The 26,404-nt window shown below is 66.3% G+C and carries 28 protein-coding genes, 1 tRNA gene and 4 pseudogenes; 15 read left to right on the top strand and 18 right to left on the bottom strand.

The window, feature by feature from the left end:
* The first annotated feature begins 138 nt into the window (after positions 1-138).
* The 5 genes from ACTWP8_RS14490 (at position 139) to ACTWP8_RS14470 (ending at position 3,697) form a co-directional block, all read left to right on the top strand.
* Positions 139-774, top strand: coding sequence for a hypothetical protein (locus tag ACTWP8_RS14490; protein WP_443322547.1), 636 nt, complete (start codon positions 139-141; stop codon positions 772-774).
* An 84-nt stretch (positions 775-858) separates the two neighbouring features.
* Positions 859-1,212 (top strand): phage holin family protein, encoded by a 354-nt coding sequence (locus tag ACTWP8_RS14485; RefSeq protein ID WP_443316255.1) that lies wholly within the window; start codon positions 859-861, stop codon positions 1,210-1,212.
* Positions 1,188-1,898 carry a DUF3618 domain-containing protein gene (locus ACTWP8_RS14480; protein ID WP_443322546.1) on the top strand — a complete coding sequence of 237 codons (711 nt, stop codon included), beginning with the start codon at positions 1,188-1,190 and terminating at the stop codon, positions 1,896-1,898. Before ACTWP8_RS14485 ends, ACTWP8_RS14480 begins: the two co-directional genes overlap by 25 nt.
* 112 nt (positions 1,899-2,010) lie before the next feature.
* Positions 2,011-2,985, top strand: a complete 975-nt coding sequence (locus ACTWP8_RS14475; protein WP_443322545.1) for a YihY/virulence factor BrkB family protein — start codon at positions 2,011-2,013, stop codon at positions 2,983-2,985.
* A 139-nt stretch (positions 2,986-3,124) separates the two neighbouring features.
* Positions 3,125-3,697, top strand: coding sequence for a phosphatase PAP2 family protein (locus ACTWP8_RS14470; protein WP_443322544.1), 573 nt, complete (start codon positions 3,125-3,127; stop codon positions 3,695-3,697).
* A gap of 665 nt (positions 3,698-4,362) precedes the next feature.
* On the opposite strand, the gene ACTWP8_RS14465 is transcribed toward ACTWP8_RS14470, so the two are convergent.
* The 4 genes from ACTWP8_RS14465 to ACTWP8_RS14450 form a co-directional block, all read right to left on the bottom strand.
* Positions 4,363-4,650, bottom strand: a complete 288-nt coding sequence (locus ACTWP8_RS14465; RefSeq protein WP_443322543.1) for a hypothetical protein — start codon at positions 4,648-4,650, stop codon at positions 4,363-4,365.
* Positions 4,651-5,062: 412 nt separating this feature from the next.
* The gene (locus ACTWP8_RS14460) at positions 5,063-5,326 is read right to left on the bottom strand and encodes a hypothetical protein (RefSeq protein WP_443322542.1); all 264 of its coding nucleotides are present in this window, start codon (positions 5,324-5,326) and stop codon (positions 5,063-5,065) included.
* Complete coding sequence (locus tag ACTWP8_RS14455) at positions 5,323-5,553, bottom strand: DUF7848 domain-containing protein (protein WP_443322541.1); 231 nt, start codon at positions 5,551-5,553, stop codon at positions 5,323-5,325. Before ACTWP8_RS14455 ends, ACTWP8_RS14460 begins: the two co-directional genes overlap by 4 nt.
* A 475-nt stretch (positions 5,554-6,028) precedes the next feature.
* Positions 6,029-6,520 carry an ATP-binding protein gene (locus ACTWP8_RS14450; RefSeq protein ID WP_443322540.1) on the bottom strand — a complete coding sequence of 164 codons (492 nt, stop codon included), beginning with the start codon at positions 6,518-6,520 and terminating at the stop codon, positions 6,029-6,031.
* A 744-nt stretch (positions 6,521-7,264) separates the two neighbouring features.
* Here ACTWP8_RS14450 and ACTWP8_RS14445 point away from each other — a divergent pair.
* Entirely contained in the window at positions 7,265-8,161 is an 897-nt protein-coding gene (locus ACTWP8_RS14445) for a hypothetical protein (RefSeq protein WP_443322539.1), read from the top strand.
* A 6-nt stretch (positions 8,162-8,167) separates the two neighbouring features.
* Here the strand turns inward: ACTWP8_RS14445 and ACTWP8_RS14440 are convergent, their stop codons facing one another.
* The 4 genes from ACTWP8_RS14440 to ACTWP8_RS14425 form a co-directional block, all read right to left on the bottom strand.
* Complete coding sequence (locus ACTWP8_RS14440) at positions 8,168-9,088, bottom strand: phosphotransferase enzyme family protein (protein ID WP_443322538.1); 921 nt, start codon at positions 9,086-9,088, stop codon at positions 8,168-8,170.
* Between the two features lie 379 nt (positions 9,089-9,467).
* A complete protein-coding gene (locus ACTWP8_RS14435) occupies positions 9,468-9,965 on the bottom strand; it encodes a phosphoribosyltransferase (protein ID WP_443322537.1) in 498 nt (165 codons plus the stop codon).
* A gap of 31 nt (positions 9,966-9,996) precedes the next feature.
* Positions 9,997-10,572: a dCTP deaminase gene (dcd, locus tag ACTWP8_RS14430; protein WP_443318291.1), complete on the bottom strand. Its 576-nt coding sequence runs from the start codon at positions 10,570-10,572 to the stop codon at positions 9,997-9,999.
* A 213-nt stretch (positions 10,573-10,785) separates the two neighbouring features.
* A complete protein-coding gene (locus tag ACTWP8_RS14425) occupies positions 10,786-10,956 on the bottom strand; it encodes a hypothetical protein (RefSeq protein WP_443322536.1) in 171 nt (56 codons plus the stop codon).
* A gap of 267 nt (positions 10,957-11,223) precedes the next feature.
* Between ACTWP8_RS14425 and ACTWP8_RS14420 the strand changes: the two genes are divergently transcribed.
* A tRNA-Gly gene (locus tag ACTWP8_RS14420) sits at positions 11,224-11,297 on the top strand.
* Positions 11,298-11,336: 39 nt separating this feature from the next.
* Here the strand turns inward: ACTWP8_RS14420 and ACTWP8_RS14415 are convergent.
* The 5 genes and pseudogenes from ACTWP8_RS14415 to ACTWP8_RS14395 form a co-directional block, all read right to left on the bottom strand.
* Positions 11,337-12,089 (bottom strand): annotated as a pseudogene (locus ACTWP8_RS14415) (site-specific integrase); the annotation flags it as partial.
* Positions 12,090-12,163: 74 nt separating this feature from the next.
* Entirely contained in the window at positions 12,164-12,592 is a 429-nt protein-coding gene (locus tag ACTWP8_RS14410) for an ester cyclase (protein WP_443322535.1), read from the bottom strand.
* Between the two features lie 348 nt (positions 12,593-12,940).
* A complete protein-coding gene (locus ACTWP8_RS14405; protein WP_443322534.1) occupies positions 12,941-13,315 on the bottom strand; it encodes a hypothetical protein in 375 nt (124 codons plus the stop codon).
* 391 nt (positions 13,316-13,706) lie between these two features.
* Positions 13,707-14,570 carry an alpha/beta fold hydrolase gene (locus ACTWP8_RS14400; RefSeq protein ID WP_443322533.1) on the bottom strand — a complete coding sequence of 288 codons (864 nt, stop codon included), beginning with the start codon at positions 14,568-14,570 and terminating at the stop codon, positions 13,707-13,709.
* Positions 14,571-16,427: 1,857 nt separating this feature from the next.
* Positions 16,428-16,619 (bottom strand): hypothetical protein, encoded by a 192-nt coding sequence (locus ACTWP8_RS14395; protein WP_443322532.1) that lies wholly within the window; start codon positions 16,617-16,619, stop codon positions 16,428-16,430.
* Positions 16,620-17,818: 1,199 nt separating this feature from the next.
* On the opposite strand from ACTWP8_RS14395, the gene ACTWP8_RS14390 reads away from it, so the two are divergent.
* The 4 genes and pseudogenes from ACTWP8_RS14390 to ACTWP8_RS14375 all read left to right on the top strand — a co-directional run bounded on the left by ACTWP8_RS14390 (position 17,819) and on the right by ACTWP8_RS14375 (position 20,725).
* Complete coding sequence (locus tag ACTWP8_RS14390) at positions 17,819-18,022, top strand: cold-shock protein (protein WP_443322531.1); 204 nt, start codon at positions 17,819-17,821, stop codon at positions 18,020-18,022.
* 372 nt (positions 18,023-18,394) lie between these two features.
* Positions 18,395-19,927, top strand: a complete 1,533-nt coding sequence (locus tag ACTWP8_RS14385) for a DEAD/DEAH box helicase (RefSeq protein ID WP_443322530.1) — start codon at positions 18,395-18,397, stop codon at positions 19,925-19,927.
* 47 nt (positions 19,928-19,974) lie between these two features.
* Positions 19,975-20,367 (top strand): annotated as a pseudogene (locus ACTWP8_RS14380) (CBS domain-containing protein); the annotation flags it as partial.
* Positions 20,368-20,416: 49 nt separating this feature from the next.
* Positions 20,417-20,725, top strand: a complete 309-nt coding sequence (locus ACTWP8_RS14375; protein ID WP_443322529.1) for an SCO5918 family protein — start codon at positions 20,417-20,419, stop codon at positions 20,723-20,725.
* Positions 20,726-20,863: 138 nt separating this feature from the next.
* Here ACTWP8_RS14375 and ACTWP8_RS14370 read toward each other — a convergent pair whose 3' ends face one another.
* Positions 20,864-21,238, bottom strand: a complete 375-nt coding sequence (locus ACTWP8_RS14370; protein ID WP_443322528.1) for a hypothetical protein — start codon at positions 21,236-21,238, stop codon at positions 20,864-20,866.
* 776 nt (positions 21,239-22,014) lie between these two features.
* On the opposite strand from ACTWP8_RS14370, the gene ACTWP8_RS14365 reads away from it, so the two are divergent.
* Complete coding sequence (locus ACTWP8_RS14365; protein WP_443322527.1) at positions 22,015-22,353, top strand: helix-turn-helix domain-containing protein; 339 nt, start codon at positions 22,015-22,017, stop codon at positions 22,351-22,353.
* Between the two features lie 134 nt (positions 22,354-22,487).
* On the opposite strand, the pseudogene ACTWP8_RS14360 reads toward ACTWP8_RS14365, so the two are convergent.
* Positions 22,488-22,871, bottom strand: a pseudogene (locus tag ACTWP8_RS14360) (IS5/IS1182 family transposase); the annotation flags it as partial.
* Here ACTWP8_RS14360 and ACTWP8_RS14355 point away from each other — a divergent pair.
* Together ACTWP8_RS14355 and ACTWP8_RS14350 are read left to right on the top strand one after the other, a co-directional pair.
* Complete coding sequence (locus ACTWP8_RS14355; protein ID WP_443322526.1) at positions 22,847-23,104, top strand: transposase domain-containing protein; 258 nt, start codon at positions 22,847-22,849, stop codon at positions 23,102-23,104. The pseudogene ACTWP8_RS14360 and the gene ACTWP8_RS14355 overlap by 25 nt on opposite strands.
* On the top strand, positions 23,026-23,247 hold the full coding sequence (locus tag ACTWP8_RS14350) for a transposase domain-containing protein (RefSeq protein ID WP_443322525.1): 222 nt from the start codon (positions 23,026-23,028) through the stop codon (positions 23,245-23,247). Before ACTWP8_RS14355 ends, ACTWP8_RS14350 begins: the two co-directional genes overlap by 79 nt.
* Positions 23,248-24,083: 836 nt before the next feature.
* Here the strand turns inward: ACTWP8_RS14350 and ACTWP8_RS14345 are convergent.
* Positions 24,084-24,448 (bottom strand): annotated as a pseudogene (locus ACTWP8_RS14345) (IS5/IS1182 family transposase); the annotation flags it as partial.
* A gap of 47 nt (positions 24,449-24,495) precedes the next feature.
* On the bottom strand, positions 24,496-24,699 hold the full coding sequence (locus ACTWP8_RS14340; protein ID WP_443322524.1) for a hypothetical protein: 204 nt from the start codon (positions 24,697-24,699) through the stop codon (positions 24,496-24,498).
* Between the two features lie 176 nt (positions 24,700-24,875).
* Between ACTWP8_RS14340 and ACTWP8_RS14335 the strand changes: the two genes are divergently transcribed.
* The gene (locus tag ACTWP8_RS14335) at positions 24,876-25,427 is read left to right on the top strand and encodes a tellurite resistance TerB family protein (RefSeq protein ID WP_443322523.1); all 552 of its coding nucleotides are present in this window, start codon (positions 24,876-24,878) and stop codon (positions 25,425-25,427) included.
* A 543-nt stretch (positions 25,428-25,970) separates the two neighbouring features.
* Here the strand turns inward: ACTWP8_RS14335 and ACTWP8_RS14330 are convergent.
* Entirely contained in the window at positions 25,971-26,372 is a 402-nt protein-coding gene (locus ACTWP8_RS14330) for a DUF4234 domain-containing protein (protein WP_443322522.1), read from the bottom strand.
* Between the last annotated feature and the right edge of the window lie 32 nt (positions 26,373-26,404).

Here is a 26,404-nt window from a genome sequence, read left to right as displayed (position 1 = left end):
CCCGATGGCTCGAGACACCTGCGGATGAAGATCAGGGCGATCTGGTCGAGAAACGCCCCGGTGGGCCGGGTCCGGATCTCCGGGAGTCGCCTGGGGAGCGGCGGGTACCCGCGCGTGTTGGTAGCCATGATGCGCCCTATGGAGGAGGCACTGATGAGTGAATCCCCGAACGAAAACACCGGGTCTGCGCAGCAGGCCGGGCAGGTGGCCAAGCAGGAAGCCTCGGCCACGGCGGGCCAGGCCAAGGTAGCGGCCGGTGAGGTGGCTGGCACGGCCAAGGAACAGGCGCAGGCGGTGACGGAACAGGCCAGTGAGCAGGTCCGCACCGTGGTGGTCGATCTGCGTGAGCGCGCTGGCGATGAGGTGCAGTCGCAGGCGCAGAAGGCCGCCGGCAACCTGCGCCAGTGGGCGGATGATCTCGCTGATATGGCCGAGAAGGCCCGTCCCGACTCCCCGGCGCGGAGCATGATCGCTCAGGCCGCTGATGGGGGCCGCCGTGCCGCGAACACTTTGGAGCAGCGAGGAGTGGGGGGCCTGGTCGAGGACGTCGAGACGTTTGCGCGCCGCAAGCCCGGAACCTTCCTCGCTGGAGCGGCGCTGGCCGGGTTCGTGGTCGGCCGCCTGGCTAAAGCGGGGAGGAAGGCTGGCCAGTCCGATTCAGGACCGTCGTCGACGAGCTCTCCGACACCGCAACGCACACCGCCTGGCCTTGGCACGGGCGGGCAGCCGGGTTACGGGGAACCGGAAGGGCCGCGTTACCGGGAGGTGAGCTGAAGGATGACTGACCTGTCCACGTCACCGCCCCGTAGTCGGGCACGCGGGCGCCCTGGCCACAAGGACCAGTCGGTTGGTGAGCTGATGTCCGAAGTGGTGGGGGATGTAGAGACGTTGTTCCGCCAGGAGGTGGAGCTGGCGAAGGCCGAGATCCGCGAGGAGGCCACCAAAGCGGGCAAGGCGGCCGGGATGTTCGGCGGGGCCGGTTTCGGCGGCTACATGGTCGCCCTCTTCGGTTCCCTGGCCGCGGTGTTCGGTCTGGCCAACGTCGTGGACTGGGGGTGGGCCGCACTGATCATCACCGGTGTTTGGGCGGTGATCGCGGCCGTGCTGTTCGTCAGGGGCCGGGCCAAGATGCGCAAGGTCTCTCCCAAGCCTGAACAGACCTTGGAGACGCTGAAGGAGGATGCGCAGTGGGCACGTCACCCGACCGCATAAGGTCCCAGATCGATACCACTCGTGAGGAGCTTTCCCGCGACGTGGAACGGCTGGCCGAGCGCACCAGCCCCCGCCGTGTGGCCCGTCGGCGTACCGAGCGGGTGCGCGGCAAGGTGTCCGGGATCCGGGAACGGGTCATGGGCAGTGCGCCCGACGGCGCGCAGCAGCGTGCAGGCCAGGTCCAGGACCGAGTCCAGGAGCGGACCCGGCAGACCGCGCAGTCGGTGCAGGAGAGCGCGGGGCAGGCCACCGACAAGCTGAGTGCCGCCGCCGAGCAGACAGGCGAAGCGGTGAAGTCGGCGCCGCAGCAGGCGATGCGTCAAACCGAAGGAAATCCCCTGGCGGCCGGCCTGATCGCTTTCGGCGCCGGTCTACTGGCCTCTTCCGTGCTCCCGAGCTCACAGGTCGAGGAGCAAGCGGTGGGCCAGCTGACCGAGCGGGCCGGCGACCTCGCCGAGCCGGTGAAGGACGCGGCCGTGGAATCGGCTCAGCGGTTGAAGGAGGACGCCACGCAGTCCGCGCAAGAGGCGGCCCAGCAGGTCAAGGAAACCGCCACCGGCGCCGCGCAGGAAACCGGCCAGCAGGCACGCGAGCGGGCCGATCAGGTCAAGGACCAGGCCCGCGAATCCGGGCAGAACGTGGCTGGCGAGGCACGCGGGCAAACTTCCGGTCCTGCCCAGCCCTGAACGGCCGCAGGGGCCGCCGCACGGGCTGAGTTCCTCCAGCACCCGGCCGTGCGGCGGTGCGGACGGCATGAGCCGAGTGTGGTGGCCCAGTCCTTCCTGGAGGCGGTAAGCCATGGCGCAAGACAAAGATCAGCACAGCGGCGCGTCCGGCACCGGGCCCGACGCGCAGCCCCCGGCCGAGAAACCGACGGACCTGTCCAAGCAGTCCTGGGTGGGAGTGCTCAAACGCACGGTGAAGGAGTTCAAGGGAGACAACCTCACCGACTGGGCGGCTGCCCTGACCTACTACGGAGTGTTGTCGATCTTCCCGGCCCTGCTGGCCCTGGTATCGATCCTCGGGCTGCTGGGCACGGACACCATCAGGCCGTTGATCGACAACCTGGGCAGTATCGCCCCGGGAGCGGCCCGCGACATCCTCACCAGCAGCCTGGAGCAGCTCGAGGGCAACCAGGGCCGAGCAAGCATCGCGCTGATCATCGGCATCGTGGTGGCCCTGTGGTCGGCCTCCGGATACATCGCGGCCTTCATGCGGGCCTCCAACGCGGTCTATGACGTCGGCGAGGGTCGGCCGGTATGGAAGACTCTGCCCACCCGGCTCGCCATCACCATCGTCGTGGTGGTGCTGCTGGCCGCCATCGCGGTGGGCGTGGTGTTCACCGGCACCCTGGCCGAGAGGACCGGGAAGATTCTGGGGCTCGGCGATACGGCCGTCACGGTGTGGAACATCGCCAAATGGCCCGTGATGATCATCCTGTTCATGCTGATCATCGCGCTGCTGTACTGGGCGTCCCCGAACGTCAAGCGCCCCTTCCGCTGGGTCAGCCCCGGCAGCATCATCGCTGTGCTCATCTGGATCATCGCCTCCGCTCTGTTCGCCCTGTACGTGGCGAACTTCAGCAGCTACGACAAGACCTACGGCAGCATGGCAGCGGTCATCATCTTCCTGATCTGGATGTGGGTCTCCAACATCGCCATCCTGCTCGGGCTGGAGTTCAACGCTGAACTCGAACGCGGACGCGCCATCGAAACCGGCCACCCACCGGGCGAAGAGCCCTACGTAGAGCCACGCGACACCCGCAAACTCTGACCCAGTACACCGCCCCCGCTTCCCCGCCCAGAAGCGCAAGTGGCGCCGGGCGCCGGTTGCCACTCGGCGTGCCGATGGATGCCACGGGATGCGGGCCTGGGGCGGGACACACCAGTGAGCCGGGCGAAGCGGAGGTGCCATGCTCGATGATGCACACCGCTGGGAGCGGCAGCAGGTTCGCCGGATCGCTTCATGGGATTCGCCATGGGTCCGGCATGGGCTGCCTGTCGTGGAATCCGCAGCCGAGCGCACCAGACTATGGTGGGGCGCTGCGGCGCTGATGGCCTCCCTCGGGGGACCGGCCGGTCGCACCGCCGCTGTGAGGGGACTGGTCAGCATGGGGGTGGCGGAACTGTTGTCCAACACGGTCGCCAAGCAGCTCGTCCGCCGTCGCAGGCCGCCTGCCCACCTGCTCCACCACGCCAACGTCCAGCGCAGACCGGCCAGCTCGTCCTTCCCCTCCGGGCACACCGCCGCAGCCACAGCCTTCGCCACCGCGGTCGCCCGCCACTCCCCTTGGTGGGGAGCCGCCGTCGCCGTACCAGCCACGATGGTCGCCGTGGAACGCCTCCACACCGGGGCCCACTACCCAAGCGACGTCACTGCCGGAACAGCCATCGGCGTGGCCAGCACCTGGCTGACCCACCACACGCATTGGCTCTCCGCATCCCGCCGGTCCAACCTTCCTTCACGTCGGTGTCCGCCCGCGTAAGGCGTGAGCTGGGACAGTGCAGACACTGGCTGAACAGCAGCAGGACACTGGCTGAGGAACCCCAGCGAACCGGAGCCAGAGTTAGCAGCCCCTATCGCCCAGCACGATCACGCCGTTATCGGCATACTCACCGGCGCCGCATTCATCCTCGGCACGTACGTCGGCTGGCCCGCCCGCACGAGGCGCGTCCCATGCACAGTGCCTACCGCACGGGTCCCGATCGAGCCGCCCGCCACAGTCCACGCACTCAGGAATCGGCGAACTGTCGAAACCTGGCTTTACTAACTCAAGGGCGCGCCTTGCGGCGCGCCGGGCGGCTGGGCCGCCCCGGCCGGGCATGCGGCCTGGCGGCCGGTCCCGTCCGGGCGCCCACCGCCCGGACACGCAGCGGCGGCCCAGAGCAGCGACGAGGCCGACGTTCCGCCAGTCTGTGGCGTAGCCGTTGTGGCTGATGGTCGACGGCCTCCGAGACTTTAGGCAGCCACCATGGGGCGAGCCTCTAAGATCGGGGGCCCAGATCGGGCACTGCGGGCAGGCGAGGAGCCAGCCCGATTTCGCGGGCCAGCGTAAGGGCCCCCGATCTCTCGCCCCATGGCAGCTCCAGCCCAAAGTCTCTCCGGCCGGCGACGTGGCCACAGCGCACCACCCGGCACCGCGCGCCCTCATCAACTGGCCTTGCGCCAGGTCGCGAAGTCCCGCACCAGCGCCGCCACATCGCGCACGGTGGCAGCAGACAGCCGCAGGTGGACCACCCCGGCACCGCTCGCCGAAGCGTCCGCACGCGCCTGCACGCCGGTTGCCTCGATGCCCGCCACGGTCAGCGCGTCCGCCAGCTCCGCCGCCGCGTCCTTCGCCTCCCGCCAGCCCGCGACGTAATCCACCCCGCGCACCCACAGCACCGCATCCGGGTCCAGCTCCTCGCTCCCGAAACCCGGTTCCCTTGGGTCGTCCACCTCTCAAGTCCCTTCCGCAAGTGGGTAGCTGATCTGGGGCATGGTTGTGCCGCATCGCGTCAGCGAACGACGCCCGCCCCGGTACCATTCGGCACCGGGGTTCTCAGCGAGGACTCCCGCCGGACCACCCGACTGCTGCCAGGCGACGGGGTGGTCCGGTCTTGTTCGGTGGTGTGGGACTGGCTCCTTAGCTCGACAGCTCCATAGAGGAAGGAACCAAGCAGCCAGGTGCGCCGGTTACTTGATGACTGCGCTACGGCAATTGCCGCACTCCCAGTACCACCCGGCGTCGTTCATGGGGCCGCATCCCTTGGGGCAATTCATTGTTTTCCCTTGCTCGTCTTCGGTCGTACGTGTGCGCTCCCCCGCCGTGAGCAGGTGGGGAATTGGTAGGTGCAGGGGCTACCGAGCGCTACGGCGGAGGCCGAAGCAGGCACGCCTCACGGTGCCGCCTGATCGCCGTATAGAGCCCGACCCGGGTGACGCCGAACCTCACCGCGATCTCCTCATGCGGCACCCCTTGGGCTCGCAGCTCGTCATACTCGGTCAACCGCTCGGCGCTCACGGCGACGTTGCCCAGCCACACCCGCACCCCATGCGCTTCCAGCAGCGACAGCATGCGCGCTCGTGTGAGCCCATACCGGCCCGCGACCCAGTGCTGTTCGGCGCCGCTCACTGGTCGCCCACCTTCTGGGCCCGGAAGAACGAGGTGGTGATGCCTCGGAATCCGGTATGACCCGTACGGCCCGCGTGCCGCAGGCACCAGGTCTCCGGCCCCTCCTTCTCATCCGCCGTGCCCGACGACTCGCCGCACGTCGTGCACTCCGATTCGAAGATCGGCCCACTGCCCGACAGGTCCACACTCAGCGACCAGTCGGCAAACCTGATCACTGACCTGGCCATCAGTGATCCTCCTGACGGCCACGTCGCCTGCCGCGCTCCACCGCGACCACATCCTTCGCACGAACACGGAGCGGAGCACCTGACTTGAGCACCATCACCACGTCCGAGGCGCGCCGACCCGAGCGAACCGCCTTCACCTCGCGCCGATCACCGCGCACACTCACCCTGTCGCCGCGCCGCACATTCAGCGCACGGACACGGTCCCGATCACGCGCCATCCCAATCGCCAATCTCGTCACGAGCCGTATCCACGGCTCACACCCGTCTGTGGAACTCTGACCAGTCCGTATGCCCCTCCCTCGGGGCTGCGCAGGTCTCGGGCAGCCCCCCGGCCGCGGCAGGGGAGCCCGGGAGTCCGGGAGGCTGCCCTCCGCTCGGAGCCTTCCTGGCCTCCCAGCGGCCCGGAGCCGCCTCCCTGTCCGTTCATCGCGAAGGGACAGGGCTGCCTACGGCGTCTCCGGAGTCGTGACACCGATCAGGCGTACGCCCTCTCGGCCACGTCGAAGCGACAGAAAACGCTCTTCCCTCCGAACTCCCGAGGCGCCCACCACACCGCGTCGGCCAGGCCCTGAACGATGGCCAAGCCGCGCCCACTGTTGGCAAGCAGAGCCTCCGGCAGCTCACCGGACAGTTCGGGGTCAAGGAACTCGCCCACGGGCAACGTCGGCGGTGTGGAATCCTCGTCGCCGACTTCCACGAAAAGCCACTTCGGCCAGGCCCGGAAGGCGATCGCCACGCGACGCGCACCGCCCGGCTCCGCAAGTCCGGCGTCCGGTACGGCGTGATGCACGGCGTTGCCGACGAGCTCCGATACGCACAGCTCCACATCCTCAGCGGGGAGCTTCAACCCCCAGTCCCGAAGGATGTCCGTGGCCATACGGCGTGCAACACGAGCTGAGTCGGGCGAGTCCGCGAGCAGCGTTATCGCGCGGAATCGGTCAGCAGTGGAGAAGATCGCGGCTTCCATGGGGGCAAGGTGCTCCGACCGCTTCGGTAGCGCTCGCGTCTCAGGCGCATCCATCGCTGTCCCCTTCATCCATCAGCGGAGTGGCGCTCCGCCGTCGTGAGATGTCCAGTGAACGGCTCTGGCCTGCAAGTCGGCAGTGTTCACAAGGGGGTTCGCGCGTACACCAGGGGGTTCACACACTCTCAGGGGGTTCGCTCGTGACCCCCCATCCCGCCAAGTCCTGTGACAACATGAACACTTGAAGTCATCTCGGGGATGGCAGGGAGCATGACCAGAGAGCCGAACCACCGGCTGGCCGCTCTCATGGCCGAAGCTGGTGCATCGAACAAAGGTCTGGCGAGGCGCGTCCGAGAAGTCGCGGCCCGACGCGGCGCACCCCAGGTGCGAACAACGCATGTCGCCGTACAGCGATGGCTCAACGGCGCGGGGATCCAGCCTCAGACAGCATCCTTCGTGGCCGAAGCTCTAAGCGCAAAGCTCCAACGGAGGGTCACACCGGCAGATCTTGGCTTTCCCTACGCAGCACCGCCGGTCTCAACAGTCAGGACCAGCTACGCAACGTCGGTACCCGAAGCGCTCGAAATGCTCGACGGTCTGGCACTGCGGAGCCTGGAGAACGCGCAGTCCTCGGAGCTCCTCCTGCCTGAGGGGGAACTGGACTCTGCCGTCCTCTCATGGCTCCTTTCTCGTCCCGACGGACTACCGGCGGAATCGTCCGCAGCGCGCCGCGTAGGAATGCGGGACGTGGCGGCAATCCGTACGGCCGGTCAGATGTTCATGCGCCTTGACTTCCTGTACGGCGGAGGCCACGGCCACAAAGCACTGCGGCACTACTTCCGTCAGGAAGTTCTCCCCCTCCTCAAAGCCAGTTACAGCGCGAAGGTAGGGAACGCCCTTTTCGAAGCCGCAGCAGAGATCTCCCAACTTCTCGGCTGGACCGCATACGACACAGGAAACCACGCTCTCGCGAACCGCTACCTGCTCTCGACGCTCCGTCTCACACAAGTCGTGGACTATCGGATGATGGGCGCGCGCATTCTGACCAACATGAGCCACCAAGCGAATTACCTTGGCGATATTTCGCGCGCAACTCGCTTGGCCCGCGCCTCAACCGAGGGCGGCAAAGGCCATGCGACGCCACGGGCCATGGCGCTGTTCGCCGCACACGAGGCCCGCGCGCTGTCCTCCGCCCAAGACCACAAAGGCGCGACCCGCGCGATGAACGAGGCAGAGAAGCATTTCGAGCAAGCGGAGACGGCGGACGACCCCGATTGGCTGTCGTACATGGACGAGGCAGAGCTCGTCGGAGAGTTCTGCCACTGCTTCCGTGACCTCAAGATGGGCTCCGAATCCGTGCGGTTCGCCGAACGCGCCGTTGCTCTCACCGATCCCCAGTACGCGCGTACGCTCGGCTTCTGCCGCATGGTTCTCGCACAGAGCCAGCTCCTGAACGGCGAGCTGGAGGCAGCAGTCACGACGGCCGGGTTGGCTGTTGCAGGAGGCGACGCACTCCAGTCCGCCCGCTTTCAGCGATACGTGGCCGACTTCCAACGAGAGGTCTCTGTGCACGCGGGTAACCCTGCCGTCCGGGACTTCAACGAACAGGTTCGCGACGCCATGACACAGTTGGACGACGAGTAGGCCGTATCAGCCCGGCTGCCAGTTCCGCGGCGCATCGTCATCGCGCAGAGAAGCGATACGTCGTTCGTATTCCTGAGCCACCTCAGGGCTCTCTGCAATGTTCTGCATGAGCCACGTAGTCATCTTGAATTCTTGGATCGCTCGCAGCGTCGCGAATCCAGGCCAGTCCCGCAAATCACGACCGTACGCGCTCACGAATGCCGCGTACTGCTCCGCTGTCTGCCACCCCAGACTGTCGTGTTCGGTAGCAGTAACCATCAGGTCCCACTCTGGGTGATCAAAACAGAAGCTCTCGAAGTCGATCAGGATTACTTGACCATGTCGGTCAACCATGAGGTTCTGCACATGGGCATCACCGTGGACAGGGCCTTTCGCGGACTCGAAGCGTACTTCCGCGAACCGGTCACGGAGTTCTCGCCCACGCTTCCGCAGAAATTCCCGATCGTCCTCGGGTATTCCGGTCACGCTCTCGATGCGAAGATCAACCCGACCGAAGGCAGCATACGGAGGCAGGTCCAGCCCGTCCGGGCGCCCCAGGGCGTGCAGGTCCCGCAGGATTGCGCCCAGCTCCCCGTAAGTGGCCTTTCGGTCGCCCTCGTCGATCAAGTGCCAGAAGGTCACCGGGTGGCTGTCCACGATCATGGGTTGTTCCACGTCATCCAAGACGCGCGCAGCAGGGAAGCCCTCTCGCGCCAGCCAGCGCGACACCTCCACCTCACCGCGGACCGAGGGCAGGTACTCCGATGATCTCGCAATACGAACGATCACCGGGTGCGCCGCCAGCCGGAACAGCGCGTTCTCCCCGAAGCGGATCAGGCTGGCCCCGTCAGCGGCGAATCCGGCTCTACGGCACGCTGCCGACAGCAGCTGCTCAGCCCTCACCGAGGTGAACCCCTCTTCCGCTTCCTGACCCGCGTGAGACGGCATGCCGCTACCCACTCCCCTTGTGCGCGCAATCGGCTGCGCGCCGCCTAGGCAGTAAGCGGCACGCAGCAGTTACGACCGACGGTACATACGGAAGAGGGCACCGACGAGGCCAGGGCGTGACCACCAGCCATCGCCATCAACGGCGGGCGCCGCGGACTGCGGGCAACCTCGCGGGAGACCCCCGACCGAGGCGACGCGAGCCGCCGAGTGGGTGATCAGCGTCTTTGCGAGTCGAACGGCCCGGGATCACGACCTGCGAGACTCGGGAACGCCCCCACACGGGTCAGCACCTGCTCAGCACAGGAACCGTGATCACCGGCACGCAACGAGAACAAACGGCAAAAGCGACGCCCGTCGCGGCCATCCATTTTGGACCGATTTAGGCGTCTCGTACTTGCCTCTCATGCTCCACGACGGGCGGTTCGACGGACCACGGAAAATTGATCCACCGGTCAGTCCTTCGCCATACGTACTCGCACTTGACCAGCGAAGATGGCTTCTCGTAGATCACCGCGGAGCGGACTTCCGCCGCACGCTCGGCGCAAAAGTCGTGGACCAATTTGAGCGTCTTGCCCGTATCTGCCACGTCATCGGCCACTAGGATCCTCTTCTCGGAGAAATCAACCGCATTGGGCAGAGGCGGGAGCATAACGGGTACTTCCAGAGTCCTCCCGACCCCCTCATAGAACTCCACGTTCATGACGTGGAGATTCTTCACATCCAGCGCGTAGCCCAGCGCGCCGGCGACGAAGAGCCCGCCGCGGGCGATGGAGAGGATGATGTCGGGCTCGTAGCTGTCGTCGGCGATGGTCCGCGCCAGCTCGCGGGCGGCCTGCCCGAAGAGGGGATAGGTCAGGATCTCGCGCTCGTCACTCACCGTGCTGTGGCCCCCTCCGGCTTGTGCGGTCTCACACCTGCGTGCGATGGAAGTTCTGGTAGGAGCGGGAGGGCGTGGGTCCGCGCTGCCCCTGGTAGCGGGAGCCGTACCGCTCGGAGCCGTACGGGTGCTCGGCGGGCGACGTCAGCCGGAACATGCACAGCTGCCCGATCTTCATCCCCGGCCAGAGCTTGATCGGCAGCGTCGCGACGTTCGACAGCTCGAGGGTCACGTGCCCGGAGAAGCCGGGGTCGATGAAACCGGCCGTGGAGTGCGTCAGCAGCCCCAGCCGCCCCAGGGAGCTCTTGCCCTCCAGCCGGGAGGCGATGTCGTCCGGCAGCGACACGACCTCGTAGGTCGAAGCGAGTACGAACTCACCGGGGTGCAGGATGAACGCCTCGTCCCCGGCCGGCTCGACGAGCCGCGTGAGATCGGCCTGCTCGACCGCGGGGTCGATGTGCGGGTACCGGTGGTTCTCGAACACCCGGAAGAAACGGTCGAGCCGTACGTCGATGCTCGACGGCTGCACCATGACGGGGTCGTACGGATCGATCCGCACCCGCCCTGCGTCGATCTCGATCCGGATGTCTTTGTCTGAGAGAAGCACGTGTCGAAGGTTACGCGGACGGGGCGGGCCCGGCCGAATCGGGCCGGGCCCGCGCGCCGCCGACGGTGCTCCGGTGCTCCCGCCAACACGTCTGCACTGACGCTGAGTGCACGGAAACTGACTGTCAGCGACTGCTGGCAGCGCGCCTCCTGCGCCTCAGCAATGGCGCCTTATTGCAGTGCCGCGGTTAACCGCCTCAGCGCGGTGACCGCCTCAGCGCTTCTCCACGACGACCGGCACGGGTACGGCATGCCGCAGCCGGGCGCACTTGGGACAGCGCAGTAGCCGACCGGGGCCGAGCCGGTCGGTTCCGAGGTTCTGCATCGGGAACGAGGTGGTGCTGAACACGTGCCCTTCGGCACAACGGACAACGGTGCGCTCCATCGAGACCCTTCCCCACGAGCATGAACGACAAAAGCCACATTAGGGGATGACCCGGGCACCACTCCACGCGGCACTCCGCGCCCCACCGTACGCCAACTCCCCCACCACACACGCACATCCCCGACCCGCTCCGGCCCCGCCCACCGGACCCGGCGGGCAGCCGCACCGGCCCGGCCGGGAACAGCGCGAAGGCCCCGCGGCGAATACACCGGGGGCCAGCGATGAGGTACAGTGAGCGACGTTGAGGCGCCTGGGTAGGCGTCTTACGCGGGTGTAGTTTAATGGTAGAACATGAGCTTCCCAAGCTCAGAGCGCGGGTTCGATTCCCGTCACCCGCTCCACGCGAAAGCCCCAGGCCAGCAGCCCGGGGCTTCTTTGTTGACCACGTGCCGCTTCCCCGCCTCCGACTTGGTCGGCCCTTCCGCCCGCTTCCCTGTCGTGAGCTCCGGGGCAGCCATGCGCACGCGAATGCTCATGGTGTCGAGGTCCACGTCCTTGCGCCGCAACTCCGCCTGCTCCTCAGACAGCAGCGGCCCGTACGCGCCCAGGTAGACCATGAGTCGCCAACGCCGCCCGAGCACATTGGCAAGCGCGTCGACCTCGTCGACCGTGGCAATCGGCCGCTCCGTCGCAGACTCCTTGCCCGCGCCCCTGACCCGGCACGGATTGCGGCGGATCAGCTCATCCTCGGTGGCCGTCTCCAGGATCCCTTTCAGAAGCCGGTAACTCTTGGCAATCGTCGTCTGGGCGCCTGTGGCGTCCAGACGTTCCGAGCGCCAGCTGCGAACACGCGGCGGGGTGATCTCGTCCAGGTTCAGCGCCCCGAAGGTGGGAAGGATGTGCAGCCGGAGAAGTCGTCGGTACAACTCCTCCGTGGTCGCCGAGAGCCGACGCTCCTTGACCCAGCGCAGCGCGTATTCCTCGAAGTTCACCGCCCCGGCGTCCGGATCCGCCCATTCACCGCGCCGAATCTCGGTCTGCTTCTCGGCAAGCCAGTCGTCAGCGTCGCGCGCCGTATCGAAGGTGAAAGGCGCAGGCCGCATGACACCGTCCGGACCTGGATACCGAGCCTGAAAGCGCCCGGAAGGCAGCTTCCTCACCGCACCGAACGTTCGCCTCCTCCCCCCGTCCAAACACCCAGGTCAGGGGCCGTTCTCACTGCTCAACCACGACGGTTTTCAAGATCGCTCAGGGGGAGTTGACTTGCTCATTGAGATTCCACCACCCCCAGCTGCCCCAGGAAGTCCATCTCGTCGAAGTAGAGCCGGTAGTCGACGATCCGGCCGTCCGCCACGGTGGCGATGTCCACCCCGCGGATCCTGATCTCCTTCTGGGTCGCGGGAAGCGTCTCCCCGGAGGGCAGATGCAGCGGCCCGGTGTTCCTGCCGCTGAAGATCCCCTCGTCGATGGCTGTGTCGCCGGCCTCGTACGCGTGCAACGACTCGAACCTGGCCTCGGGGACCGCCTCCATCATCTGCCGCCAGTACTCCACGATGTTGTCGCGCCCGCGGATCTCCCCCTCGTCGGGGGTGACGGCGACCGCGTCCTCGGCGTACAGCTCGGCGATGACCTTCAGATCCGGGTGTGTGGTGAGCGAATCCGTGAGCCGGTCCATGACCTCACGAGCCTGTCCCATGATCCACCTCCTCAACTGCGGATCATCCACTTCATTCTCCCACCGCGGCCGCGCACGAGCAGACCGGAGAACGAGATGACAGTCCACCTGGTTGCCCCACGCACTCAAAGCGGTGCTGAGAGAGCCGTGGACCATCTGTGGACAGAGGCGGCCAGTCCAATCGCGTGTGGAGTCGTGGCCAGCCGTTTTGATTGCTACGAAACAGCGAACGGCCTCGACCGTTTTTCCTGTTCAGAGGCCTTTTCGGCATAGTGTGGCGGGTGCAGGGTTCTAACGTGCGTAGGCGTAAGCCGACAGATTTACAGACTCTGACGACCATTGCGCGGGTCTACTCCGCATATATGGCGCTCAGCGCTCGCGGAAGCCACCAAGGAAGCGGCGGAAGACGCCGCCCTCCGGGGTCAGCGGGGCGGACGGCGGCGGAGCGGTGGGCCTCTCGCGGGCGATCGGCTGGTCGTAGTCGGCCCGGGCGATCGCGTCGACAGTCTGGTCGAGGTCGAAGCTCTCGGAGCCCTCGATGGACGGCACGAAGCCGACCAGGATCCCATCCCGCATGACCTGCGCTTCGAGGCCGGCGGTGTCATCGGTGTCCCAGACCGCCTCGCGGCCGTCGCCCAGGACCACGCGCACGCCGATCTGGTAGACGTCTTCGCGAGCAAGGTGAGCGCTTATGCCACGCTGCCGCAACGCGTCCACGACTCGAAGCGCTCGGTTTTCATCCACGTGGCCACGATAACGCCCGCGATCGTTCGAGCTCGTCGATGCATGCGATAGGCGTGCGCTGTGCACCGGAGTTCATGATCGTTGAGGCCAGGCAGCAGTCCGCTGACATCCACGTCTGACATCAACGAGGGCGAACAGGCCGGACGCAGGCGTCCTTCCGCGGAGTCGGCAACGCTATGCATAGCCCGCCGAGCGGGGGCCGGGCCGCGCGCCGGATCGAACTTACAAAGCAGATGTCGGCGGTTCGAATCCGTGCTTGCCCACCAGCCCCAACGCCCCCGCAACTCACTGCTGCGGGGGCATTGACGTCGATGCTTTGAGTGAAGCGGGGCAGTCAGGACGTCGCCGCTTCAGCAGCCCGGACATGTGCTCCTTCACCTTACGGCGGCTCTCAATGGAGGGTGGTCGGAGCCTCCGTCTCCTGCGCCGCCATGTGGTTGAGGAGCACCTCGGCCAGCTGCGGGACGACCGCGTCCGACAGGGCGTGGCCCAGTCCGGGGACGGTGACAAGCCGAGCGTTGCCCAGGAGCGTCGTGAGGTGCCGGGCGCAGGCAGTGCCGGCAATGGGGTCGGCCGGGGAGTCGATCACGAGAGCCGGCGTGGTGACCGCAGCCAGCTCCGTAGCGCGCTTGAGGCCGTCCTGGTCGGCCCGGGCGTGAGCCGCGGGATTGTCGTGGCGACCGGCGTGGTCGATGATCCGTTCTTCCCGGCGCCGGAACTCCTCAGGGTCGAAAGGCAACTCACCGCCGTTGAGGACGCGCCAGTGCTGGACACGCCAAGCGAGCTCGGCGTCACGGTCTCGCGGCTCGAACATCGTCTCCCACAGTGCCATCAAGACGGGGTCGGTCTCGGACGAGGCGGGGCCACCGTCCATGGGGGTGGTGCCGATGAAGGTTGCCGTCGTCAGCCGCTCCGGGTGGTCGAGCAGCAGTAGCTGCGTCAGCATGCCGCCCATCGACATGCCGACCACGTGGGCGCGATTGATACCGAGAGCGTCAAGGATCTTTACAGCATCGGTGGCGAGGTCGGTGAGTGCGTAAGGACTCTCGGCGAAGGCCCAGGTTGAGCGCCCGGTGTCGCGGTGGTCGTAGCGCACGACGCGGTAATGACGGCCTAAGGCGTCGAGCAGGGAGTCCGGCCAGGCCAGCCCGGAGGCGTTGGCTCCCATGATGAGCAGCAGTGCTGGGGCGGTCGGGACACCGCGCTCCTCGACCCACAGTCGGATACCAGGAGCAACATCGATCTTATGTTCCATGGTCTTACGGTGGCCGCTGATCACTCGTCCGTCCACCGAGTTAGTGAGCGGACTGGTCGAGGCCGTGTGCCAGGTGCGTGCCAGATCGGGCAGTCAATCACGGTCGACAAACTCGCGGCACAGACCTTGGCGGGATCCAATCTAGTCCTTGGGAGTCGGAACCTGGACGCCCTGCTCGCCGCAGACGGGACGGTGCCGTGGGTGCGGGCTGCGATCAGGTCATGGGTGCAGCCGGGCACAGCGCGGGCGAGCGCACTCGGCGAGGGTGCCGCCCAGCATCGGGCCAACCCTCCACCTGAGTAGCGCTTCGCGGTGATGCCAGCCGTGTGCCTACACCAGTTGGAGCCCACACCGAGCGCGCCGCCATGTCGACGCTCTGACCGCGCGGCAAGGCTTGGGCAGCACCCCGACTCACGGATCCGTGGCGGGATTGATGATCACCGGTCCTGTCGAATACGCGTCGAAGCTCGCTAGGTTAGAGATCACCGAATCCAAAAGGTGCAGGTCAGACCGATCATCGGCGCAGCAAGCCAGTCTCTTCTAAGAGCCGGGGCGCATCTGGGTGAGTGTCTAACTGCGTTACAACACCCGCGCACAGCAGCGGACAACCGCGCACACTCATGGACTGTCGCCGCAGGTGAGAGACGCCCAACCCCAAGGTGGAGCACCCACCCAAGTTGCTTCGGGACGAAGAGGTACTGGGGCCGGCCTGGTCAGGTAGCAGCGTCGTCAGGGGATCTTCTGGAATCGGCTCCAGCCAGCCTCTGGCGACCAAGCAAAGCCGACTCCCGACTCCCAGGTGCTCATCGCCCAAAGGTGCGTTACCTCAGGAGGGAGAGCAGGGTCCACTGTGGGAAGGGGTGCTGCGGGCCTAATCAGCAAGTCAAACGCTGCGAATGGAGCAACTGTGTGCCCAGGCAGGATCACGAACAAGTGCCGCTCGTCCGCTCCTGACCGCTGTAGCTTCGCAAGATTGTCTGCCTGCTTTGGCTCACCTATCCAGTCGCTGACCCAGTGAGCGAACGCGTCCCCCGTGGGGGCCGCCCAACCCCCGGCTTTTTCGGGTGGCTGCCTGATAAGGCAGTAGATGCTGCCCGGGAACTCCGTGGCGGGTGACTGGAAGGCGGAGACGACCCCCATCCGCTCCGCTTGGCTGATGAGTTGACTTCTGGCATCCCCGTCCGCGTCACGCAGAGTGCGGAAAGTAAGCCGCTCCATCTGAGCTAGGAGTTGTGGAAGCTCGGTCCTCACGGTGTTCATTCGGGCCGTTGGTAGCAGCTCGACGATCCAACCTCCCGCCAGACTTGCCTCGATCCAACGACCACCACGGGTCATGCTCTTCCAGAGAGCGATCGACTCTGCATCCGCTGCGGCCGTGACCTCCAGGGCCGCGTACCTACGTCCGTCCCGCACGAGGTCGAAATCATGCATGCTCGGTCGGGAGCCGTCGTCGTGGGGGCGCACTTCGACACCTGGCAGCGCAGCCTGAAGACACCTGTGCGCCCACAGTTCATCCTCGCGAATCCTCGGCATGTGGCCACTGTGACGGAGCCACCGCTGCTTTGGCGCCTGGTTTTGCGACTGCGCTGACATCAAGGGCAGCGGACAACGACGGCACCGCGCAGTCCGACGCAGCCACATTAGCGGCGGATCGACCGGGCATGGAGACGGTTCGCTCGAACTCCTAAAGCGGGTGTCGGTCGTGCATGCCGCTGATGGTCGGCACCACGAACAAACGGAGGGGCGGTCGCATCCCTCCGTTTTTTCACTTCCCCACCGCAATTCTTGGGACCCCGGAACGGGACCCGACGGGCAGAGGGACGCGTTCTTCGAGGCGACATCCTTCGAAGAGTAGCGTCAGGCTGTTGCGGCCGGGTACGCGACCAGCCCCGGGGGAATCATCCAGACATTCGGATCGTCGCTGCCGTGACCAGCCTCCCTCTCCTCGCCCTTCTTCTGCAAGAAGGCAAGGAGTTGGGCCGTGCCCGCGATGAGGGCGCCGAGGCCGCCAAGAAACGTACCGAGGGCTTGAAGAAAATCGAGGAACATCGCGCTCGCCTCCCCGCACGCGGGCCGGGCGCGCACTTGACGAATCACAACGATAGGAAAATGCTCCCTGGAGCGGAGAAGGCGAAGGATCCGGCCCTTCCAGCAGCTTCCCGCCACTTACGGCTCACGCGGCCCGGTGCGGGGCGCCCCGTGTTCGAGCTGTTCATGCAAATCAGCACGGCCTTCCACCTCCCCTTCTTCGTAGAAGCTATGAGGCCGTGTCACTTTAGTGGCATCCCACCCGTCCGTACAGAACCGGCACGGTCCAGCGTCGTAATCCGGCCACCCTCCGCAGGCTGTGCCAGATGCGTGCCAGAACGAGCGGGGAGCCACGGTCAACAGCGGTCAGCCTGCCGTCCCTCCCCTGGTGAGCCAAACGGCTCTTTCCGCAGGTCATAGCCGAAGTCAGGCCGTTCGAGCCAGTGATTCCCAAGCTCAGAGCGCGGGTTCGATTCCCGTCACCCGCTCTACGACAAAGGCCAGGTCACAGACCTGGCCTTGCTTGTGCTCTGGACCGCGCTAAGCCTCTTGCACAGAGTGCTCCATGCCGCCTTCTCAGCGCCCTTCTTCGGTCGGCTCGTACCCGGGCATCGATCCCGGCGCACCTCCTTCTGTTGGTCTCCGTGCAGAGCAGTTGGGCTGCGCTGGCGGCCCTCGAATCCCCCGCTGGCGAGGCTAGGGACGGCTTGCCTGGCAGCCGTGGTAGCCAACGCGCCTACTCGGACCACATCCCGGCGCCCTGGCCTGGCCGTCAGCTTCCTCAACCAGCCGAAAAACTCCGCGTCTTCACCCACATCGTCCACGAGCCCGAGAGAACTCCCGGCCAGCGGCCTGCCGGTCCTCTTGCCCAGCGAAGCTCATCGCATCCCTGACGCCCGCCCGACCCGCCTGGCGGAACGCTGTGTTCCGGGCGGACCAATATCTGTTGCCGTGAAGTGAGAAATCGACGCGACGCGCGATAAAGGTTTCTGACGCAACAGACGGAGGGTAATTAGTTACCGTGCACAGCCATCCCGCCGTGCTATTATCGGCTACAGTTGCAGTTGTGGTTCCCAAAAACTTCGAGTGCCCTCATTGGCTTTCCGTGTCAATGGGAGCCTTTTGTTGTTTCCGGTCATTTTCCGGGCGGGGCAATCATCGCGGCGACGGGACTCCGCACAGTGCGGACTCCGGGCACTGCCCCGAAGGAGATGTGACACATGGCTACTGGCATCGTGAAGTGGTTCAACGCGGACAAGGGTTTCGGCTTCATCGAGCAGGACGGTGGCGGCGCTGACGTGTTCGCCCACTACTCGAACATCGCCGCCCAAGGTTTCCGCGAGCTACTGGAAGGCCAGAAGGTGAGCTTCGACATCGCGCAGGGTCAGAAGGGCCCGACGGCCGAGAACATCGTTCTCGCCTGACGCTGACGCGCGCAGTTCGCAGCCGGGGCCCGCAGCTTGGGGTGCGGGCCCCAACTCGTTGGGTTTCAAGACGCAGCGCCTCCGTCACGCCGTGGCGATTTCACCGGCGGCAGGATTCCGAGGATTCTGCGATCTCACCGTGTGACGGATGCTCCATCAAGGCTCCGGACGCAAATCCGTCAGAGCTTTCCACTCGAAGCCCTGGCCTTTCCGACCCGGATCGCGCGCCGCCCGTTTCAGCGCCTCACCCCGTGAGCATTTCCCGCCGGACATATCCGCTTTCGCATTTGTTTTGGTCCGTTCTTGCGATTCCCTGTGCTGCTCATTGCTGCAGGAATTCCTTGATACGTGCCGCTTCGAGGAAGGTTCTGCATGAACCGCACACGTACGAACGACCGTTTCACCCGTACCCGTACCCGTACCCCGTACCGGCAGTTCCGGCTCCGGGAAGGGCGGCAGCCGCTTGGGCCGACGGCCTCCAACCGCTCCGGTGCCCCGAGCCGTTCGAATGGTTACGGGCGCCGCCTCGCTGCACCGCAGGGGGAGTTCGCCCTGCCGGTAACGACGACCACCCCTGCGCTCCCCGCCGTCGAGGCGTTCGCCGACCTCGACATGCCCCGGCAGCTGCTGGCCGCGCTCGTCGCCGAAGGCGTGAGCGTACCGTTCCCGATCCAGGCGGCGACCCTGCCGAACTCCCTCGCGGGGCGTGACGTACTCGGCCGCGGTCGCACCGGATCCGGCAAGACGCTCGCCTTCGGCCTGCCGCTGCTGGCCCGTACGGCCGGCCGGCGAGCCGAGCCCCGGCAGCCGCTGGGGCTGGTACTGGTACCCACCCGGGAGCTGGCACAGCAGGTCACCGATGCGCTCACTCCGTACGCCCGCTCTGTGCAGCTGCGGCTGGCCACGGTGGTGGGTGGGATGTCGATCGGCGAGCAGGCCGGTGCGCTGCGCGGTGGGGCGGAGATCGTCGTCGCGACGCCAGGCCGGCTGAAGGACCTCATCGAGCGGGGCGACTGTCGCCTGAACCAGGTCGGCATCACCGTCCTGGACGAGGCCGACCAGATGGCCGACATGGGCTTCATGCCGCAAGTCACGGCGCTGCTGGACCAGGTGCGTGCTGAAGGGCAGCGGATGCTGTTCTCGGCCACCTTGGACCGCGACGTCGACCTTCTGGTCCGCCGGTACCTGACCGACCCGGTGGTCCACTCCGTTGACCCGGCCGCGGGTGCGGTGACCACGATGGAGCATCACGTGCTCCATGTGCACGGCGCGGACAAGCATCAGGCGACGACCGAAATCGCGGCGCGAGAGGGCCGGCTGATCATGTTCCTGGACACCAAACATGCCGTCGACCAACTCACCAGCCACCTGCTGAACAGCGGTGTACGGGCCGCCGCACTGCACGGTGGAAAGTCGCAGCCGCAGCGCACCCGGGCCTTGGCCCAGTTCAAGACGGGGCATGTGACGGTGCTGGTGGCGACCAATGTCGCGGCACGCGGGATCCATGTCGACAACCTCGACCTGGTGGTCAACGTGGACCCGCCCAGTGATCACAAGGACTACCTCCACCGGGGAGGCCGCACGGCCCGCGCGGGCGAGTCCGGTCTCGTCGTCACCCTGGTTACGCCCGGCCAGCGCCGCGGCATGGTCCGTCTCATGTCGGATGCCGGGATCCGCCCTCAGACCACCCAGGTCCGCTCGGGGGAGGCCGAACTGGGCCGCATCACCGGCGCGCAAACTCCGTCGGGCGTCCCGGTCGTCGTCACCGCACCGGTGGTTGAGCGCCCCAGGCGCAGCGCCTCCACCTCTCGAGGTCGGCGCAGCCGTACCGCTAAGGACCGCCGGACCGGCCAGGCGGCGCGCCGCACAGCTCAGCGGCAGTCCGCCCTTGACCCGGCAGCCTAGAAACTTTCGTGATCAGGACTCGTACCCATCTCCACCGGAGGCGTCTTTTGACGCTGGTTCAGATGCAGGCCCGCCCGGCGGATTTCGCCACCAAGGCTGTGGTCGACGCCATGGACGCGTCCGGACCGCAGGTCTGGGACGACATGACCGTAGAGGTGGCCTTGTCCGTCATGGCCGGTGCCCGTTCTGGGCACCTGCTCGTCTGTGACGAGGACAGCCGGCGCACGGGCCTGATCACTCAGGCCCAGCTCACCGTCGTCCGCGACAGCTCCGCTTATACGGATCGGGTCCGTCTGCGGGACATCCTCGACGGCAGCGGACGTTCACCTCGCCCGTGACCATGATTGCCGAAGCGGAGCACGCGATGCCGTACCGGCAACTCGGGGCCTTGCCCGTCGTCGACGAGCACGGCTGCGCGTGGCGCTCTCACCCTCTCACGTGATCCGCCTCCCCCCGGTCAGACCTTTCTCCCTCTACCTGTGAGGCACCATGCGCTGCGTCATCGCCCGTTTCCCCTTCGACCTGTCCAAGAGCGGGGTGCTGGCGTCGATGAAGGGCGTCAAGCCCGAGCCCATCACGGGTGAGTCCGTGATCATCGGCCGCCGCCATTACCCCGCAAAGCAAGTAGGCCATGTCATCACTGGGCAGGACCGTCGCGACTTCACCGCCGGCGAAGTCATCAGGGCCATGACCCGTCTCGGCTTCACGTGCCGTGCCCTCCCCGCAGCCTCACCCGCGCGCGTCCTCACTCCGCTTCAGGAAGCGTCGGCTCAGCTCGGCACGCCCGCGCCCATGTAACCGACGGGCCCGGAGAAAGCCGAGACCAGGACAGCATTGAGGGCTCGACCGGCGCGCGCCGGTCGAGCCCTCAATGCGTTCAGCGTCCGGTTGACAAGACAGCACCTCCCGGGACGGCCAGGGTCCAGTAACGGTGACTCATTGGTCGGAGTAGCTGAAGTCGCCAACGGTCCAGCCGCTGACGTCCTTGATCGCGACGCGGTACATCCCGCCCGTCTCGGGGATCCCCATGCTGCCTTGCAGGATCCGGGCGACGTGAAAGTGCAGATGCGTGGGCAGCTCGCCGCGGTCAGGCCGGTCCTGCGTCTCGTCGGGGGTGAAGACACCGGAGAACGGGCCGAGGCGGTCCGAGTCCCTCAGGATCTCCGACACACGCTGCCTCCACACGGCTTCGGGAGCCAACCGTCCGGTGATGACAGCGCCGCCGGTGGCCACAGTCAGGGACATCTGAGTGCTCTGCTCGGACTCCACCATGGCAGCGACGTCAACGAGTAGTTCGTCAGCGTTCGACATGAGAGCCGATTCTATTCCTCGGCCCGGCCGGCTGGGCTGGGCCCCACTGGACGCATCGGCGGACGTGCCGACGCTTCCTGCCGAGGTGCAGCCCCTGAGCCGACCGGGTGACCGGGTGACCGGGACCATGCCTGCCGTTGAGGGCCGCAGATTACCTCGGCCCCAAGCACTCCAAAACCTCGGCCCCGAGCACTCCAAAATCTATGCTCGCCGGAGTAGACATTGGGCGATCGCATGGTTAAGGTTTCTCTCGTAGACGCAGTCAAACAAGACCCGCCAGACACGAACTGGCGCGTAGCAACACTGAAGTTCGCAGGTCGGTGCGGCTGCGGAGTTCCGAAGCCAGGTTGTTCGCAGGACGGTGACGGGACTGGCAGCCGCACCGGGCAGCCCGCAGGCCAAGGGGCGGCCGACAGCAACACCAGCAGTTCGAATCACCAGTCGGTACCCGGTACCGCAGTAACGAGCAGCACCAGCAGTACCAGCAGTACCCACGATCGCTGGCAAGTGGATGACTCAGCGAAGAACGGAGGAAGCAGACGCCATCAGGATCGCCCGGGCAAGGACGATTCCGCTCGGGTACCGCAAGACCCCGGAATGGAAGGTGGTCCACGGTCACGCATCCGCGATCCCCGCACTCCCGCCCTTTCCCGGGCTGCGTAGCGGAAACAGAAGGTCGGCACAGCAGTAGGGCCGACGGATGGTGTTGAATTTCCTTCAGGGCCCTGGTGCGTACGGCACCAGGGCCCCTCGACGCGTTGCACAACGAGGTGAGAATGACAGCAGACAGTCCGCTCAGTGGTCGTCTGGACGACGACGACTACCCTGCGTACACCATGGGACGGGCAGCCGAGATGCTCGGTACCACCCCCGGCTTCCTCCGCGCCATCGGTGAGGCCCGCCTTATCACCCCGCTCCGCTCGGAGGGCGGGCACCGCCGGTACTCCCGCTACCAATTGCGGATCGCCGCCCGCGCCCGCGAACTCGTCGACCAGGGCACGCCCGTCGAGGCCGCCTGCCGCATCGTCATCCTCGAGGACCAGCTCGAGGAAGCTCAGCGCATCAACGCAGAGTTCCGCCGCGCCGCAGCCGAAGAGCACGATGACTCTCAATGACTGCTTGCGGCATGCAACGACAGCGGTGCCCCATCCCGCTGCTCAGCTCGAAGAACACTCTCCCCGCTGACCCACCACCGGTATCCCGTCACCTTCTCCGCGTCGTGCCCCATCCGTGCCCTTTAGACCGTGTTCTATGTGGTGAGTTTGAGGAGCCGTTTGTAGCAGCACAGCGCAGCGGCGAGGCCGAGAAAGGCCAGATAGTTGCGGGGGTGGCGTTCGTAGCGGTGGTTGAGTCTGCGGTAGCCGGTCAGCCAGGACACCGTGCGTTCGATGACTCACCTGCGGCGTCCCGGACGTTCGCTGGACTCGATGCCTTTGCGGGCGATGCGCACCCCGATGCGCTTACCCCGTAACCATTTCCGCAGGTAAGGGACGTCGTAGGCCCAATGCCGTTGAGTTAGTTCGGGGCGTAGTCTGCTGGGACCGTCTCGGGGGTGGTGCCGGTGGCTGAGGGTGTGCGGAGTTATCGGGTCTTGGGTTACTGACCTGGGTGTATCCACCAGGCCTGGTGGACCGGGTGGTCGCTGCGTGCGGCCGGACCGAACAGCGCAGACGGCTGCTGCCCGCTCGCCTGGTGGTGTATTTCGTCCTGGGCCTTGCGTTGTTCTCGCCGGCTCCGTATCTGGAGGTGCTGCGGCACCTGGTTGAGCGCCTGCGCGGCGCCGGTTTGTGGGGTCGTGGCGGATCCCGGCGAAGTCCGCGCTGTTTCGGGCGAGGAATCGGCTGGGGTCGGAGCCGCTGCGGGTGATGTTCGCTCCACCGCGAGGCCGCTCGCGGACGCTGGGGCGCCGGGTGCGTTCTGGCGTGGGCTGCGGCTGGTGGCGGTGGACGGCACGTGCTGGGATGCGGCCGATAGCCCGGCGAATGAGAAGGAGTTCGGCAGTCCGGTGACCAGCCGTGGCCCGGAGAAGGCGGCGTTCCCGGATGGCCGCGCTGGTGGAGTGCGGCACGCATGCGGTGCTGGATGCAGAGCTGGAGGGCTGCCGGGTCGGTGAGCTGACCTTGTCCGCCCGCCCGGTGCGTTCCACTGGCCCGGGCATGCTGGTGCTCGCTGACCGGGAGTTCCTCGGCGTCCCGCTGTGGCGGGCCTTCACCGCCACCGGTGCCCACCTGCTGTGGCGGGTGCCGCCCAACCAGGTGCTGCCGGTGACCCAGCGACTGCCGGACGGCTCCTGGCTGTCCCGCATCCACGCGGGCACCGACAGCAAGAAACGCGACCCCGTACGGGTCCGGGTAATCGCCTACCGGCTCCACGGCGTCCCCGGCGCCGAGGCAGCTGGTGACCGACCTGCTCGACCCTGGCCCATCCCGCTGCCGAGCTGGCCGCGCTCTATCACCAGCGGTGGGAGATCGAGTCCGTTCTCGGGGAGATCAAGACCCATCAGCGCGGGCCGAAGGTGGCGCTTGTCCAGCAAGACCCCGGACGGGTCCGTCAGCAGATCTGGGCGCATCTGCTGGTCCACCCACGCACTGCGCGTCCTGATGTGCAGAACCGCCGCCTTACGCGGAGTCGATACCGACCGGCTCTCCTTCACCGACACCCTGCGGGCTGCCCGCCGCAGCGTCACCGCATCGCCAGGGATCTTTCCCCCTGAACAGCTGGTCACCGCACTGAACCCGCTCCGTGACGACCTCCTGGCACGGCTACTGCCGCCGCGCCGACTCCGCAGCCAGCCCCGCATAGTGAAACGCAAGATGTCCAACCACCGGCTCAAAAGAGCCCAGTCGTGGTCGGCGTTGTTCTCCTCCTCGCCCTTGAGAAGGGGCCGGCCGGGGAGTTTGCGGTGCGGCACGACCAGTCGGGTGTCGATGTACGCGCCGTCGCCAAGCAGGGTCACCCCCGTGGCAGTGCCCGGCCAGGCCGAAGTCGCGCCAGCCCTTGCATCGGCGGTGGTGCCGGGCACTGGGCGGGCCGCGGCCACCACCAGACGCGTATCCGTGTCCACGATGACTTGCACATTGGCCGAAAACCGGTAGTTACGGCTGGAGGCGGCCACGCGCCGGTCGCGCAGCGCGATCAAGGTGCCCGCCACGATCTGCAGCCGATGGACGGCCCCGCCCGGCGCCGGACCGGCTCCAGTGCGAGTAGCGGACTGGATTTTCCCCAGATCACATCGGAAGCCGACCAGTGGATCGAGCTCAGAGAGCGTCGTTGAGGCTGATGTACTTCGACTTCTGAGGAATTTCCCTGACCGAGCGGTTCACATCAACCAGAACATCTCCGGCGCGACTAGGTGCATTTTTGACAGTGACTTCGACGGCTGGCGTGCGGCCATATGTCGTGAGGACCTGAACGCCATCCTTCTCCATCCTGCCCTCGTCGAGCACGCGCAGCAAAGGCACTTCGGAGACGCCCTGGACTACCTCGGTGTCGGGTGATGCTTGACGTCTGTCCTTAGCGCACCGGGCGCCGACAGGCCGACCGCGGAACTTCCGGGGGCCGGGAGGCGTTGGCAGGAGGACGGGCGGAAAGCACGCGGACGGCCGGAACGACATTGGCAGAAGCCGAGGTGACACGAGTGGCGATGTGGGATCGGATCAAGGAGCAGGCCAAGAATCTGCAGCAGCAGTCGCAGGGGACGCGGGGCTCTGGTGGACACGGGCGGCCGGGTTCGGGGTCCTCCGGCGGATCGCGGGCTCAGCTGGTGAACATGCTCAAGTCCCAGCTCACCTCCCTCAAGGCGGAGCTGAAGAGCGGCGCCTACCGGGACGCCAGCATGGCTATGTGCGCCCTGGTCGCGGCCGCCGACGGGCATGTCGATCCGGCCGAGCGGCAGCATGTGGAGTCGCTGATCCTGAACAACGACGTCCTGCAGAACTTCCCGTCCGACCAACTGCGGCAGCGGTTCAACAAGCACGTCGACCAGCTGGCGTTCAACTTCCAGCAGGGCAAGGCGGAGGTCATGCAGGAGATCGCCAAGGCGGCGAAGAAGCCGACCGAGGCCAGGGCGGTCGTGCAGACCGGCTTCGTCGTCGCCGGGGCGGACGGATTCGTCGCGCCAGCCGAGGAGCAGGTCCTGCGAGAGGCGTGCTCGGTGCTCGGCCTGTCCCCGCAGGAGTTCGGCATCTGACCACCTGCCCCCACCGCACCGGGTTGCGTCGGCCAGCGAAGTACGGGAAGTGCCGCAACCCGTTCCGGCTCCGGCCGCGGAGCAGGCACACCGCTCTGGTGACGGACACCAGCACCTCGCACAAGCGCGGTAGACCTTTCCCTACTTCATGATGTGCGGCGGCTACCTGGCCGTCATTGGTCATCGTTGGCCACTACCGAGCGGCGTCCGACGGCCCGGAGACGGCCAGGCCTCCTACCTACGTGAACGACACCGAAGATTCCCCCCGAGATTTGCCCCAACAGACTTGTGGGATCAGGAAGAAGGCTTCCGCCGCCGCACGAGCTCTTCGTATCGGATCGTCGGTACGTATATGAAGTCGAGCAAGGCCTCACAGAGAGCGAGTGCATCGGCAGCGTCGTCGCGGTCGACGTCCTCCCCGGTGTCAGGTCATCGCGTGAAGGCGCTAGCAAGCGGAGATAGTGCTGTCAGTGAGGAGAGCGGTGGGCAGGGCTGATAGCGCTAGTTCATCCCTATGGGCTTGGCGCGGCGCGGCGTACCCGATCAGGTGGCCAAGGGGACGCGCTCGCCCTCTTCGAGGTGCTCGTACTGGGCCCAGATGCGGTTCATTTCTTGCTGGTAGTACAGCGGGTACAGGCCGAGGATAAACATGAGAATGATCCCGATCCACGGATTACAGGTGGGTTGCATCCCGGCTGTACGTTGCATTCGCGCAATTCGCTCACCCGTGTTGTAAACCGACACGAACGGGGGCACGATCACTAGCCAACCTACGGCGATGGCCAGAACAGCCAGCCCTGGTTTGACCTCGATACGCCCATCGAAGTCACGAGCTTCACGGTTCACCTTGAAGTACCAGACCAGGTGATAGATGCCCAAAGTGATCAACGGCCAGATGAGCCACACTAGAAGAATGTTCCTGGCTTTGCCTACGCGGCCGGTCATGAGTACCTCCGCTCCAGTGGAGGCGGTGCACG

Origin of the sequence: Streptomyces sp. 7N604 (assembly GCF_052245475.1) — a bacterium.
Taxonomy (GTDB): Bacteria; Actinomycetota; Actinomycetes; order Streptomycetales; family Streptomycetaceae; genus Streptomyces.
Note: the sequence above shows the minus strand (reverse complement) of the source record. Positions and strands in the feature narration are given on the sequence as shown.

Bases quoted from the DNA above. Each gene is read 5' to 3' on its own strand.
- ACTWP8_RS14395 (WP_443322532.1), bottom strand. From the start codon at position 16,619: ATGTTCCTCGATTTTCTTCAAGCCCTCGGTACGTTTCTTGGCGGCCTC.
- ACTWP8_RS14485 (WP_443316255.1), top strand. From the start codon at position 859: ATGTCCGAAGTGGTGGGGGATGTAGAGACGTTGTTCCGCCAGGAGGTG.
- ACTWP8_RS14400 (WP_443322533.1), bottom strand. From the start codon at position 14,570: ATGGAACATAAGATCGATGTTGCTCCTGGTATCCGACTGTGGGTCGAG.
- ACTWP8_RS14450 (WP_443322540.1), bottom strand. From the start codon at position 6,520: ATGGAAGCCGCGATCTTCTCCACTGCTGACCGATTCCGCGCGATAACG.
- ACTWP8_RS14470 (WP_443322544.1), top strand. From the start codon at position 3,125: ATGCTCGATGATGCACACCGCTGGGAGCGGCAGCAGGTTCGCCGGATC.
- ACTWP8_RS14390 (WP_443322531.1), top strand. From the start codon at position 17,819: ATGGCTACTGGCATCGTGAAGTGGTTCAACGCGGACAAGGGTTTCGGC.
- ACTWP8_RS14440 (WP_443322538.1), bottom strand. From the start codon at position 9,088: ATGCCGTCTCACGCGGGTCAGGAAGCGGAAGAGGGGTTCACCTCGGTG.
- ACTWP8_RS14385 (WP_443322530.1), top strand. From the start codon at position 18,395: ATGAACCGCACACGTACGAACGACCGTTTCACCCGTACCCGTACCCGT.
- ACTWP8_RS14375 (WP_443322529.1), top strand. From the start codon at position 20,417: ATGCGCTGCGTCATCGCCCGTTTCCCCTTCGACCTGTCCAAGAGCGGG.
- ACTWP8_RS14490 (WP_443322547.1), top strand. From the start codon at position 139: ATGGAGGAGGCACTGATGAGTGAATCCCCGAACGAAAACACCGGGTCT.
- ACTWP8_RS14425 (WP_443322536.1), bottom strand. From the start codon at position 10,956: ATGGAGCGCACCGTTGTCCGTTGTGCCGAAGGGCACGTGTTCAGCACC.
- ACTWP8_RS14330 (WP_443322522.1), bottom strand. From the start codon at position 26,372: ATGACCGGCCGCGTAGGCAAAGCCAGGAACATTCTTCTAGTGTGGCTC.
- ACTWP8_RS14365 (WP_443322527.1), top strand. From the start codon at position 22,015: ATGACAGCAGACAGTCCGCTCAGTGGTCGTCTGGACGACGACGACTAC.
- ACTWP8_RS14475 (WP_443322545.1), top strand. From the start codon at position 2,011: ATGGCGCAAGACAAAGATCAGCACAGCGGCGCGTCCGGCACCGGGCCC.
- ACTWP8_RS14455 (WP_443322541.1), bottom strand. From the start codon at position 5,553: ATGGCCAGGTCAGTGATCAGGTTTGCCGACTGGTCGCTGAGTGTGGAC.
- ACTWP8_RS14370 (WP_443322528.1), bottom strand. From the start codon at position 21,238: ATGTCGAACGCTGACGAACTACTCGTTGACGTCGCTGCCATGGTGGAG.
- ACTWP8_RS14410 (WP_443322535.1), bottom strand. From the start codon at position 12,592: ATGGGACAGGCTCGTGAGGTCATGGACCGGCTCACGGATTCGCTCACC.